The following is a 12,080-nucleotide window of genomic DNA, read 5'->3' as shown; positions in this document are numbered from 1 at the left end:
CCCTCTAAGAGTAACCATCCGGACCGGCTGGTCTCCGCATGCCCGCCCAGCAGTCGCGATATCAAAACGGCCCTGTGGGAATCGTTCGCGAGAGACTTCGGGTGGATCGATTACGACAAAGGTAGGAGTGATCCACCGCGCATCGCAATCAGATCGCCGATCTCACGGGCACTCGGCGAGGTCCTCCCGCCGCTCACGCCCTCGATCAGCAGCGACGACGCCCAGGCCAGGGGCAGCAGGCCGTATTGCTGACACCGCGCAAGCACTTCCGCTGCCGACTCCACGGCAGCGCTTGGGTCTGTTCCGGTCAGCGCGGCGCTGCGCAGTAGATCCGACTTCACGCGGTGCCGGACGGACTCCGATTTCCCCGACAATTCGACGGCGCGTTCTGCGTGTCTGCGGGCGCGCGCGAAGTCACCTCCCGCCAGCGCCAGTTCCGCCGAGACCCATTCGATCCGAATTTCCTGCCGCCACAGCCCGCCCTCGCCGCCCAGACGGGTCCGACACTCCCCCAGCAGGCGCCAGCCGAGCTGGAGCCGGCCACAACCGAGGGCGTCCGCGGCCAGACCGGTCAGAGCGTCACAGGCAGCCTCTGGATCGACTGGCAGACCGCCGACGATCGCCAGTGCGCGCCCGTCCCACGTCGACGCGAGTGCGTGACGTCCACTCTGGCGAAGAAACGACGCCCTCGTGCTGGCAGAGAGAGAGGCAAGAATTCGATCCGAGTGCGTCGAGGACCCCGTCGTGAGCCGATCGAGGACATCCAATGCTGCCCGCGCCCTGGCGTAGTGCCCCTGACCACCCAGAATTACTGCCGTTGTCCACCAATCCCGGGTTGAGCAAGGCGCCGGGAGACGGTCAAGGTCCGGATCCGCACCGAATGCGGCGGATTCGAGAGTCCCGGGAAGGCCAGGTGACTCAATGAACGAAGGCGATTCAGGGGGCTCAGGTGTCGACACAGGTAGATCATCGCAGCAGCGCCAACAGACAAGCGCCTGACCGATGCCGTTTGCCGCACGGGAAGACGAAAAGGCAAGTTTGTCGGAGTTAATCAGATATTCAACTGAGATTTGCCGAATGTACTCGTAATGATATTTAACGGGCATATATCCGTGACGTTAACTGCGCATTACTTATTGGACAGATGTCCTAGTTGAAACTTGGGCACTAAGTCCCGAAATGGAGTACGCCCCTGCCCGCGCAATATCGGACAAATGACGCAAACCGAGCCGAAGGATTGAGTGTTTTCGCCGGGCGATCAGCAGCAAACATATCCCTGATCTGTGGGTTTCGCATCTCGAGCAGCCAGGCTTGCCTGCCACCACCTCGATCGACCCGATTTCAACATCGGCGAAGCACAACGCATGAGAGACCCGAAATGTAAATATATACTTCGTTAACTCTCGCATTTCGATATATGCCGATCGCCACTGAACGAGCCTATTGACGCGATTTACTCAGCACCCTTACGGTTAGCAAGCGTGAACGATTCAGAAGGCCCGGATAACCTCCGGGCAACTTGGTCCGCTCGTTGATCAACGCGAGCTTGCAGTAAGGAGTCAACATGCCTGCACCGAATCACCTTCCAGGCCCCAACGCAGACATCTGGGACTGGCAGATGCACGGTCTGTGCCGCGGAGTCGACTCCTCCATGTTCTTCCATCCTGATGGCGAACGCGGTAGAGCACGTGCCCAGCGCGAAACCCGCGCAAAAGAGATGTGCCGTCAGTGCCCGGTACTGATGCAGTGCCGCAGCCACGCGCTGACCGTCGCCGAGCCGTACGGCATCTGGGGAGGAATGTCGGAAACCGAACGTGAACTACATGCGCGCCACCGTCGCACCACCCGCATAGCTTCCTGATACACGTAGGTCGAGTGCACAAGGCCCCCGAGAGTTTTCGGGGGCTTTTGCTTGTGTACACCAGCTCCTGAAAAGAATTTCCGACTCCGACCCATCCTGTCGACAACCGACTCCGAATGCCTTCTGACAGTGCACCTCAGCACATCCCTTCAGGAAGGCAGACCCATGAACACCTCTACTCGAGTTCTGGCAGTCACCGCAGCAGCCTCTTTCGCCGTCTTCGGCGTCGTCGGTTGCTCCTCCGACGACAACGATTCGTCGACCGACACGTCCAGCGCCGCCATGACGTCTTCTGCCATGGGATCGAGCATGTCTCCCAGCAGCGCGATGGCGGAGCCTGCTTCTGATCTGGTCGGTGCCGGTTGTGCCGACTATGCAGCCGCAGTGCCGAGCGGCGCCGGATCGGTCAGCGGAATGGCCCAGGATCCGGTTGCCACAGCGGCATCCAACAATCCGTTGCTCACCACCTTGACCGCGGCAGTCTCCGGACAGCTCAACCCGGACGTCAACCTGGTCGACACTCTCAACGGCGGCGAGTTCACCGTCTTCGCGCCGATCGACTCGGCATTCGCCAAGATCGACCCCGCGACGATCGACAGCCTCAAGACGGACAGCGCCACGCTCACCAAGATCCTCACCTACCACGTGGTTCCCGGCCAGATCGCTCCTGACGCGATCGACGGAACGCACCCCACCGCCGAGGGCGGAACGGTCACCGTCACCGGATCCGGTGACAACATCAAGGTCAACGACGCAACTGTCGTCTGCGGTGGAGTCAAGACCGCAAACGCCACCGTCTACCTCATCGATTCGGTGCTGATGCCGCAGTAGTCCCCACCTGCTGTGCGCCTTTATTAACCCCCCGCGGTTAATAAAGGCGCACGGCGGCCAACGGCGGGCCGAGAGAAAAGAACCGGACATGCACGCTACGGTTGTACGCGATGAAGCGAGACAACTCTTCGTGAGCGAGCCAGACCATGCGTCGGATGCGGCCGACGCATGCCCGACGGACAATTCTGCGGCCCGCACCGCGCGAATCGTGGAATCACGCGAGCTGGCAGTGATCCTCGCGAACGTGGCCGGTGGCGACCAGAGCGCCTTTGCCGAGTTCTACGACCGAACCAGCTCCCGCGTCTACGGCATGGTTCTCCGTGTACTCCGTGATCCAGGCTTCTCCGAGGAAGCGGTCCAAGAGGTCTACCTCCAAGCCTGGAAATCGGCCGACAGCTTCGATCCTGCCAAGGGGTCCGCACTCTCCTGGCTTCTGACACTTGCCCACCGCCGCGCGGTGGATCGCGTGCGCTCCGAACAGTCGAGTTCGGATCGACAGGCTCTCTACGACACCACCAATGCCACTCCCGAGTTCGACGTCGTCAGCGACGAAGTGACACGAAGAGACGAGCATCGTGCTGTCACCGACTGTCTCGAAACGCTGACGGACACTCAGCGCCAATCGGTGACTCTCGCCTATTACGGCGGCCGAACGTACCGCGAGGTGGCCGAAGATCTCGGCGTGGCGATTCCCACGATCAAGTCGCGAATTCGCGACGGACTACTGCGCCTACGTGGATGTTTGGGGGTGATGTGAGATGGACGAAGAGCTGATCGACTACGCGTACGCCTACGCGATCGATGCGTTGGACCTCGACGAGCGCCGTGAGGTCGACAGACGACTTGCCGCTTCGGACTCCGCGACCCGCGCCGAATTCGACGCCCAGGTCCGACTCACCTCCGAAACCATGGCCGCGATGACCGTCGTCGACGCCGTCGAGCCCCCGCCGTCGCTGCGCAGCAGCGTCCTCGCCTCGATCGCAGAACAGACCGCGGCTCCCAACGCCCCGGTTTCGCTGGCCGAGCGTCGTAACCGTCGACGCCCGTGGACCATGGCACTTGCGGCGGCCGCCGCAGTCGCAATCCTGGTCGGCGGCATCGGAATCGGACGCACGCTGTCCGACAACACGCCGCCGCAGAACCCCGCATCCGAAATCATGGCAGCACCCGACGTTCATGCCACGACGCGTGACATTCCGGGCGGCGGTAGTGCCACGACGCTGTTCTCGCCCTCCGAAGACGCCGCAGTCCTCGTGATGAACGATGTGACTCCCCCGAGTCCGGATACCGTCTACCAGATGTGGCTGGTGCCGGGCGACACCGACGACACCACGATGATCCCGATGGGGACGATGGCTCCGAGCGACGTCAAACCCACTACCCAGGTGGTGCTCGACGGCATCGGCCCGAACACGAAGTTGGCGTTCACGGTCGAACCGCCCGGCGGATCGCAGCAGCCCACCAGCGAGCCGTTCGCAACGATCCCGCTCATCTGATCGCCAGACGAAAGAAGAGATCCCCCACCGGAATCCGGTGGGGGATCTCTTCTTTGTCGAAACTACGAGCAGCGAGCTAGTGGCTGTGACCGTGTCCGGTGTCGGCAACTGCCTCGGTCGGCTTCTCGACGACAGCGCTCTCGGTCGTGAGGATCATGCGCGCGACGGAAGCGGCGTTGACCACTGCCGAGCGAGTGACCTTGACCGGGTCGACGACGCCGTCGGCAAGCAGGTTGCCGTAGGTGAGGGTGGCAGCGTTGAAGCCTTCGCCCTTGGTCATCTCGGCGACCTTGCTGACAACGACGGATCCGTCGATGCCTGCGTTGCTGGAGATCCAGAACAACGGAGCGTTGAGGGCTTCACGGACCACGGCAACGCCGGTGGCCTCGTCACCCGACAGGCCGAGGTTCCCGATCAGAGCCGTACCGGCCTGAACGAGAGCCGATCCGCCACCGGGGACGATGCCCTCGGCAACTGCTGCCTTGGCTGCGTTGACCGCATCCTCGACGCGGAACTTGCGTTCCTTGAGATCGGTTTCGGTGGCTGCGCCGACCTTGATGACGGCCACGCCGCCGGACAGCTTCGCCAGACGCTCTTCGAGCTTCTCGCGGTCCCAATCCGAATCGGTGTTCTCGATCTCGCGACGCAACTGCGCGACGCGGGTCGCGATGTCGTCAGCGGTGCCGGCACCGTCGACGATGACCGTCTCGTCCTTGGTGACGACAACGCGGCGAGCGCTGCCGAGCAGGTCGAGGCCGGCTTCCTTCAGGGAGAGGCCGACGTCGGTGTTGATGACGGTGCCTGCCGTGACGACTGCGAGGTCGTCGAGGAATGCCTTGCGACGATCACCGAAGAACGGCGCCTTGACGGCGACGGCCTTGATGGTCTTGCGGATGGAGTTGACCACCAGGGTGGAGAGAACTTCACCCTCGACGTCCTCGGCGATGATCAAGAGCGGCTTGCCGGATTCGGCAACCTTCTCGAGCAGCGGCAGGAAGTCGGGAAGTGAGCTGATCTTCTCGCGGAAGAGCAGGATCAACGCGTCTTCGTAGACGGCCTTCTGCGCATCGATGTCGGTGACGAAGTAGGGCGAGAGGTAGCCCTTGTCGAACTGAACGCCTTCGGTGACAACGAGTTCGGTTGCAACGGTGGAGGATTCCTCGACCGTCACGACGCCGTCGGTTCCGACACGGGTGAGTGCCTCGCCGACGAGCTTGCCGATCTCTTCGTCACGCGAGGAGACGGTGGCGACCTGGGCGATCGACTTCTCGCCCTCGACCGGGGTGGCCGCGGCGAGCAGTTCCTCGACGACCTTGTCGGCTGCGGCGTTGATGCCGACGCCGAGCGCCATCGGGTTCGCGCCCGCTGCGATGTTCTTGAGTCCGCCGCGGACGATGGCCTGGGCCAGAACGGTCGCGGTCGTGGTGCCGTCGCCGGCAACATCGTTGGTCTTGGTGGCGACGCTCTTGACGAGCTGCGCGCCGAGGTTCTCGAAGGGATCTTCGAGCTCGATCTCACGGGCGATGCTCACACCGTCGTTGGTGACGGTGGGGCCGCCGAATGCCTTGGCGAGCACGACGTGGCGTCCACGCGGGCCCAAGGTCACCTTGACGGCGTCGGCAAGCTTGTCGACTCCGGCTTCGAGAGCGCGGCGTGCGGTCTCGTTGAACGCAATTTGCTTGGACATCTGTTCTGTCAGCTCCTGAATCTTCGGGGCGTGAACGCATTCCGCCCCGGGATCCTGTGTGGACTCCGGGGCGGATCACGTGTGTCTTACTTGGAGACGACAGCCAGCACGTCGCGTGCCGACAGGATCAGGTATTCCTGGCCGGCGTACTTGATCTCGGTTCCGCCGTACTTGGAGTAGATGACCGTGTCACCCTCCTTGACGTCGACCGGGATGCGGTTGCCCTGCTCGTTGACGCGGCCTTCGCCGACTGCAACGACGGTGCCCTCCTGGGGCTTTTCCTTGGCTGTGTCAGGAATGACCAGGCCGGAAGCCGTCGTCGTTTCAGCCTCGTTGGCCTGGACGAGGATCTTGTCCTCGAGCGGCTTGATGTTGACGCTCGCCACGATGAGCCCTCCACTTTGGGGTATGTGCGTCCGAGGCGATCCTCGGACAGCTGTTTGGGTATGCCGTTTACGGCGCGTCACTGCAGTCCCGTCGTCGCGGGTGCCGGAACTCGATCAGCGCCAATTGGCACTCTATACGTGAGAGTGCCAACCCTCAAGGACTGGGCGCATTTTTCTCTTCGTCCAGAGCGAAACAGGACAGCCGTCCACCACGTTCACCTATTGTTCACTTCGTGACGAACATCAATCGCCGTAGTTTTCTGACCTTCGCCGGACTCGGCGCCGTCGGCGCGGTCAGCCTTGGCAAGCCGTGGGGCCTGCAATACGCAGGCGCGTCGACCATTCCGACGTCAGGTCCCGGCACCACTCTCGAGTCCGTGTCCACGCCCGTCAGCAGCAGCGGCTACACCAGGCTCACTGCCGGTCCCGGTTGGGCGAACATCGTGCGCAGCGAGTTGGCCGAGCCGAAGTCAGGACGCGAGGACCGACGCACCGCGCTCGCCTCACTCGTGCAGTTGACCGACGTCCACATCGTCGACGCCCAGTCCCCCATGCGTTTCGAATACGTCCATCAGATCACCGGTTCGGCGTTCCGCCCCCAGGAGACCTTGACGGCGCACGGGTTGATTTCGCTTGTCCGACGCGTCAATTCGATCGGGAGCGGCCCGCACACCTCGCGCCCCTTCGATGCCGTGGTCACCACCGGCGACAACACGGACAACAAGGAATTCGCCGAACTCGACTGGTTCCTCACCTCACTCAACGGCGGAACCGTCGTCGCCAACACCGGCGCCAAGGACCGCTACGAGGGTGTGCAGAACTCGGGTGCCGATCTGTACTGGAACCCTGAATCGCCGATGCTCGACATGTACAAGAAGGCCGGCTTCCCGGAGATTCCGGACTTCTTCGGGGCCGCGTTCACTCCCGTGTCGAGCCCCGGCCTGAACACCCCTTGGTACTGCGTGTTCGGCAACCACGACGATTCGGTGTCCGGCACGGTGCCAAGCGGCATCCCACCGCTCGAAGCGATGTACACGGGATCTCTCAAATTCGAGGTGCCCGGTTCACCGGAGCAGGCCAAGCAGATCGACATCGCCACCAAGTTCGATCCCAGTGCGATTCCCGGAATCCTGTCCGCCTTCACGACGCCGCCGCGCCAGGTCACCCCCGACCCGTCGCGCGCACCGTTCACACCCCGGCAGTTCATCGCCGCACACCTTGATCCCGCGCACACCGGCCCCGGCCCTGTCGGGCACGGTTTCGCCCCCGACGCCGGCGAAACCGGTATCGGCTACTACTCGTTCCAGATCGCACCGGGCGTCGTCGGCATCAGCATGGACTCCACCAACCGCGCAGGCCTTGTCGACGGTTCGCTGGGCGCCGCTCAGTTCCAGTGGATCGAGAACACCCTGCGCGCCGGCAGCAGCACCTACTACGACGCCGCGGGCTCTCGCGTCACCGAGTCGCGCAGTGACACCTATTTCGTGCTGTTCAGTCACCACACGAGCGACACGATGGACAATCTCATTCCCGACCCCGAGAACGTCCTCGAGCCGCGCCTGCGCGGTTCACAGCTTCTGGACTTGCTGCATCGTTTCCCGAACGTACTTGCCTGGGTGAACGGACACACCCACGAGAACAAGATCACCCCGTGGCCCGGCGCGACCCCCGAGCAGGGCTTCTGGGAGATCAACACCGCCTCTCACATCGACTACCCGCAGCTCGGGCGCATCATCGAGATCGCGGACAATCACGACGGAACGGTGTCGTTGCTTGCGACGCTCTTCGAAGCGGAAAGTCCCAATTCAGTCGAGTACAGCGACAAGTCGGCAGCCGGGCTCGCCTCGCTGTACCGCGAACTGTCGTTCAACGACATCCACCGCGACCCGAAGTTGACGGGTACCGGCGTCGACCAGAACGTCGAATTGTTGGTCCACACCGGACGATGACTCCGATTGCCGCAGTGTCCTAGGTGATTTCAGGTCCGCTCGAAGGCGAGCGGTGCGCTTTCGCCCACGACACTGCGGCAACCACGAATCGAACGCCGAATCCGATCAACACCAGATTGCAGACGATCTGAAGGCTCACGAGTCCCCTGGCAAGGTCCGTCTGTGCAGCGATGTCGCCGAAGCCGACGGTCGAGAACACCGACAGCGAAAAGTACAGGGCCGCCATACGCGACAGCGGTTCGGTGAAACTGCCGGCACTCGCATGCTCGACCGAAAAATAGGTGATGGACACCAACAGCAAGTAGGTCGGCATCACGACCGCCACTGCTTCGACCGCCTGTAGAGAAGGCACATCGGAACGCAGAATTCGACGCACCTGCCAGGTCGTCACGGCAAGCACCGCTGCCCCTCCACCGATCAAGAGGAAAATCGCACCCACTGTGTGGACATCGATCCACGGCAGGAAGAAGTACGCACATCCGAAGGCGATCATCGTCAGCGTGGGTCGAAGCACCGCACCCCGGATCAGCGCGCGTCGTCGATCCCGGTCGATGTGGGGAGAATCGCCTTTTTTCCGCATGAATCAATGATCGACAATTTCGCAGGTAAAACCACCCTTTCGGTCCGAAAAGGGTGTCATGGAGACAAAAAGCACTGAGCAATCCTCACGAACCTTCTGTAACGTTCATATAACGGCGGTCGATTGAACATTGACCGGTATTGACTGTGAGGAGGTGCGCGATGAGTTGTTCACTGGGAATTTCCACTGGATCTTCCGGTGTCTATTCAGCACTCGTCGACACCGATACCAGCACAAACGCGCCAGGAGCGGTGCCTGCCGAGACTCGCTTCGTCTCGGCGGATCAGGCCAATTCCAACGTCGGTGACCTCGTCCGGGCGTCCATCAAGCTGATGACGACGCAGGTAACGGACGGATCTGAAGCGCCGCGCTCGATCGGTGTCAGCTATCGCACGGACGACCAGCTCGCGAGCATCAGGTCATCTCTCTCGCGCTCGCCGAAGCAGGTCCGTGCCATCCCCGAACCTGCCGCAGTACACGCGTATCTCGCCGAGACCGGGAAAACCGAGCGGTACGACACGACAGCTCAGGTGGACGTCGGCGATCAGGGTCTGACGGTGTCCGTCGTCGATCACACCGGTGAAGTTCTGCATTCCGACCGTATCGACGCCCTCGCGGGGGCCGGAATCGACCGGGCATTGGTCGACTTCGTGACGGAGAAGGCGCCAGGGCACCTGCGCCGGTACACCGACGCGGAGCTTCTTGCTGCCCGGTGCCACGTCGCGAAAGAGCAACTGTCCACCGCCGCCAAGGTGACCATCGACCTTCCCGTCGACGCAATGGCGATCACGCGCGACGAGTTCGAAGCCATCATCGCCCCGGATATCGAGCGCGCCGTCACCTTCATCCGTGAAGTCGTGAACAGCTCACCGCGGCCGGTCGGTGCCGTTGTGCTCATCGGCGGTGGCGCACACATTCCGGCCGTGCGGTCCGCCGTCGCCGCTGCCGTCGACCTCCCCTTGGTCGAGATCGTCGAGCCCGAGACTGCGGCAACCAAAGGTGCTGCACTCCTGGCAGATTCGATCACCGCAATTCGTTTCCCCTTGCTGGGCTCCGGAAGTGAACAGCGCTCGGGATCCACCGCCAAGGTCTCGGGAGCTTTGATCGGTGCGCTCGTGGTCGGCGGACTGGTACTCGGCTACGGCGCAAAGGAATTGGTGCCGACCGACGACACCGCGGTCTCTCCTGTCGGAACCGGTTCGACCACGACGACGGTGAGCCCCGAAGCGACGCCGAGCACCGGATCGACGATCATCCCCTCGCATGATCCTCTGCCTTCGGTAGTGGGCAGCACTTTCCCGCAGTACGGCTATCCCACAACGCCGTTCGACTCACAGCCGTTCGACACGCACTCGTACACAACGCATCAGTACACGCTTCCGCCGGCGCCGATACCGGACACGTCGACGACAACCACACCGCCGACGACGACCACGACCACCCCGAATTGGCCGACCATCCCCGGAATCACGCTGCCCGATCCACCGGCGTGGTGGCCGACGCTTCCGGACACCGAGGCGACGCCCCCGGTCGATCCGACCGAGGCAAACCCCGGCGGCGGTCTCGGCCCGGGTGAGAGCGGCGGCGAAAACCCGACGACGCCGGAAAATCCTGGATCCGGTTCTACCGAAACCGAACTCACCACCCCCGGTGGTGATCCGACGACAAAACCCGGTGAACCGAATACCTCGACGCCCGAACCCGGCCCCGCGACCACACCGGATCGGGAACCGGTCCCAGTCGGTTGATTCTCAGCGCATCAACTGGCTGACCGAGACCGACAGCCCCGGGTCCGTGGCAACACTCAATTCCGAAGGGCCTGCACCGTTTCCGATCAGGTGGGCAGCCAACGAAGCGATCATCACGCCGTTGTCCGTGCACAGTCGAGGTTTCGGAATGCGCAACGTGATGCCGGCTTCGGCGCAGCGCTGCTCGGCGAGTGAACGGATACGTGAATTGGCCGTGGCGCCGCCGCCGAGAACCAACGTGTCGACCCCGACGTCCTTGGCTGCACGCACTGCCTTCATCGTCAGGACGTCGGCAACCGCTTCCTGGAACGAGGCAGCGATGTCCGGGATCGAAAAGGCCTCGCCTGCGCGCTCTTTCGATTCGACATAGCGGGCGACGGACGTCTTGAGTCCCGAGAACGAGAAGTCGTGCCGCGAATCGCGCGGGCCGGTCATGCCGCGAGGGAAGGCGATTGCATTCCGATCTCCCTCTTGCGCAGCAGCATCGAGTGCCGGTCCGCCGGGAAAGCCGAGCCCGAGCAGTCTGGCCACCTTGTCGAAGGCCTCACCGGCGGCGTCGTCGACAGTCGTGCCCAGTTCGACAATGGGCTTGCCCAGATCTTCGACGTGAAGCAGGTGCGTGTGACCGCCGGAGACCAGCAATGCGACGCACGAGGGCAACGGACCGTGCTCGAGAGTGTCAACCGAGACGTGACCGCCGAGATGATTGACCGCATAGAACGGGATGTTCCACGCTGCGGCATAGGCTTTCGCGGCGGCGACACCGACCAGTAGCGCGCCGGCCAGGCCGGGTCCGATGGTGACGGCGAGTGCGTCGGGCTTCTCGATACCGGCGGCAGCAAGGGCACGGCGCATCGTCGGCACTATCGCCTCGAGGTGAGCCCGCGAGGCTACTTCGGGAACCACTCCCCCGTACCTGGCGTGCTGATCCACGCTCGATGCCACCTCGTCGGCCAACAGGTCGCAGGTTCCGTCACCGTTCCAGCGAACGATACCGACACCTGTTTCGTCGCAAGAGCTTTCGACACCCATGACGATCATGCTTGCTGCTCCTCAATTTCGCGGACACCGAGCACGGCGGGCCGTCTCATCGTGTACGCATCTGCCCCACTGGGCTGGTAGTACTTCTTTCGTGTTCCGACGATCTCGAATCCTTCGCGCCGGTACAGCGCGATGGCAGGGTCGTTGTCGGTGCGCACTTCCAGGAACACCGGACACTGCCGTGAATCCGCCAGGGTCAGAAGCGCATCGAGCAACGCGCCGCCGATTCCCAGTCGCTGAGCCGAGGGATCGGTACCGATGGTGTGAACCTCGGCCTCCATGTTCGGCGACGCGCCCAACAACGCGACTCCGGCGTAGCCGAGGATGTGACCGTCGGGTTCCCTGGCAACGAAGTAATGATTATGTGCGCCCGCAAGTTCCGAGACAAACGCTTGCGCGCTCCAGGGTCCGTCGCCCGCGAACAACGCGCGCTCCAACTCCCCGCACCGTTCGGCGTCATCGACGTTCATCGGCTCGATGCTGTACTTCATCTGCTCGGTC

The 12,080-nt window shown here is 62.9% G+C and carries 12 protein-coding genes; 6 read left to right on the top strand and 6 right to left on the bottom strand.

The annotated features are described in order from the left end of the window. Positions 1–110: 110 nt before the first annotated feature. On the bottom strand, positions 111–809 hold the full coding sequence (locus RE4_RS14570) for a hypothetical protein (RefSeq protein WP_081098369.1): 699 nt from the start codon (positions 807–809) through the stop codon (positions 111–113). Between the two features lie 755 nt (positions 810–1,564). Here RE4_RS14570 and RE4_RS14565 point away from each other — a divergent pair. The 4 genes from RE4_RS14565 (at position 1,565) to RE4_RS14550 (ending at position 4,188) form a co-directional block, all read left to right on the top strand. Further along, complete coding sequence (locus RE4_RS14565) at positions 1,565–1,861, top strand: WhiB family transcriptional regulator (protein ID WP_003940939.1); 297 nt, start codon at positions 1,565–1,567, stop codon at positions 1,859–1,861. Positions 1,862–2,026: 165 nt separating this feature from the next. Further along, positions 2,027–2,692, top strand: a complete 666-nt coding sequence (locus tag RE4_RS14560) for a fasciclin domain-containing protein (protein ID WP_007728616.1) — start codon at positions 2,027–2,029, stop codon at positions 2,690–2,692. Between the two features lie 88 nt (positions 2,693–2,780). Then, positions 2,781–3,449: a sigma-70 family RNA polymerase sigma factor gene (locus RE4_RS14555; RefSeq protein WP_019747585.1), complete on the top strand. Its 669-nt coding sequence runs from the start codon at positions 2,781–2,783 to the stop codon at positions 3,447–3,449. 1 nt (position 3,450) lies between these two features. Further along, on the top strand, positions 3,451–4,188 hold the full coding sequence (locus RE4_RS14550; protein ID WP_019747584.1) for an anti-sigma factor: 738 nt from the start codon (positions 3,451–3,453) through the stop codon (positions 4,186–4,188). A 76-nt stretch (positions 4,189–4,264) separates the two neighbouring features. On the opposite strand, the gene groL is transcribed toward RE4_RS14550, so the two are convergent. Beyond that, positions 4,265–5,875: a chaperonin GroEL gene (gene groL / locus RE4_RS14545; RefSeq protein WP_019747583.1), complete on the bottom strand. Its 1,611-nt coding sequence runs from the start codon at positions 5,873–5,875 to the stop codon at positions 4,265–4,267. Positions 5,876–5,961: 86 nt separating this feature from the next. Next, positions 5,962–6,261 (bottom strand): co-chaperone GroES, encoded by a 300-nt coding sequence (groES, locus tag RE4_RS14540; protein ID WP_003940763.1) that lies wholly within the window; start codon positions 6,259–6,261, stop codon positions 5,962–5,964. Positions 6,262–6,494: 233 nt separating this feature from the next. Between groES and RE4_RS14535 the strand changes: the two genes are divergently transcribed. Continuing rightward, positions 6,495–8,210 carry a TIGR03767 family metallophosphoesterase gene (locus RE4_RS14535; RefSeq protein ID WP_019747582.1) on the top strand — a complete coding sequence of 572 codons (1,716 nt, stop codon included), beginning with the start codon at positions 6,495–6,497 and terminating at the stop codon, positions 8,208–8,210. A 19-nt stretch (positions 8,211–8,229) separates the two neighbouring features. Here the strand turns inward: RE4_RS14535 and RE4_RS14530 are convergent, their stop codons facing one another. Beyond that, complete coding sequence (locus RE4_RS14530; protein ID WP_020906930.1) at positions 8,230–8,790, bottom strand: potassium channel family protein; 561 nt, start codon at positions 8,788–8,790, stop codon at positions 8,230–8,232. Between the two features lie 161 nt (positions 8,791–8,951). On the opposite strand from RE4_RS14530, the gene RE4_RS14525 reads away from it, so the two are divergent. Next, positions 8,952–10,538 (top strand): Hsp70 family protein, encoded by a 1,587-nt coding sequence (locus RE4_RS14525; RefSeq protein WP_060938808.1) that lies wholly within the window; start codon positions 8,952–8,954, stop codon positions 10,536–10,538. A gap of 3 nt (positions 10,539–10,541) precedes the next feature. Here the strand turns inward: RE4_RS14525 and tsaD are convergent, their stop codons facing one another. Together tsaD and rimI are read right to left on the bottom strand one after the other, a co-directional pair. After that, entirely contained in the window at positions 10,542–11,579 is a 1,038-nt protein-coding gene (gene tsaD, locus RE4_RS14520) for a tRNA (adenosine(37)-N6)-threonylcarbamoyltransferase complex transferase subunit TsaD (protein WP_029254929.1), read from the bottom strand. Then, a complete protein-coding gene (gene rimI, locus RE4_RS14515) occupies positions 11,576–12,070 on the bottom strand; it encodes a ribosomal protein S18-alanine N-acetyltransferase (RefSeq protein WP_060938861.1) in 495 nt (164 codons plus the stop codon). Before rimI ends, tsaD begins: the two co-directional genes overlap by 4 nt. Between the last annotated feature and the right edge of the window lie 10 nt (positions 12,071–12,080).

The organism is Rhodococcus erythropolis NBRC 15567 (assembly GCF_001552595.1).
GTDB lineage: Bacteria > Actinomycetota > Actinomycetes > Mycobacteriales > Mycobacteriaceae > Rhodococcus_F > Rhodococcus_F erythropolis.
Note: the sequence above shows the minus strand (reverse complement) of the source record. Positions and strands in the feature narration are given on the sequence as shown.

Excerpts from the sequence above, each read along its gene's own strand:
- RE4_RS14565 (WP_003940939.1), top strand. The coding sequence starts at position 1,565 with ATGCCTGCACCGAATCACCTTCCAGGCCCCAACGCAGACATCTGGGAC.
- RE4_RS14560 (WP_007728616.1), top strand. The coding sequence starts at position 2,027 with ATGAACACCTCTACTCGAGTTCTGGCAGTCACCGCAGCAGCCTCTTTC.
- RE4_RS14555 (WP_019747585.1), top strand. The coding sequence starts at position 2,781 with ATGCACGCTACGGTTGTACGCGATGAAGCGAGACAACTCTTCGTGAGC.
- RE4_RS14550 (WP_019747584.1), top strand. The coding sequence starts at position 3,451 with ATGGACGAAGAGCTGATCGACTACGCGTACGCCTACGCGATCGATGCG.
- groL (WP_019747583.1), bottom strand. The coding sequence starts at position 5,875 with ATGTCCAAGCAAATTGCGTTCAACGAGACCGCACGCCGCGCTCTCGAA.
- RE4_RS14530 (WP_020906930.1), bottom strand. The coding sequence starts at position 8,790 with ATGCGGAAAAAAGGCGATTCTCCCCACATCGACCGGGATCGACGACGC.
- RE4_RS14525 (WP_060938808.1), top strand. The coding sequence starts at position 8,952 with ATGAGTTGTTCACTGGGAATTTCCACTGGATCTTCCGGTGTCTATTCA.
- tsaD (WP_029254929.1), bottom strand. The coding sequence starts at position 11,579 with ATGATCGTCATGGGTGTCGAAAGCTCTTGCGACGAAACAGGTGTCGGT.
- rimI (WP_060938861.1), bottom strand. The coding sequence starts at position 12,070 with ATGAAGTACAGCATCGAGCCGATGAACGTCGATGACGCCGAACGGTGC.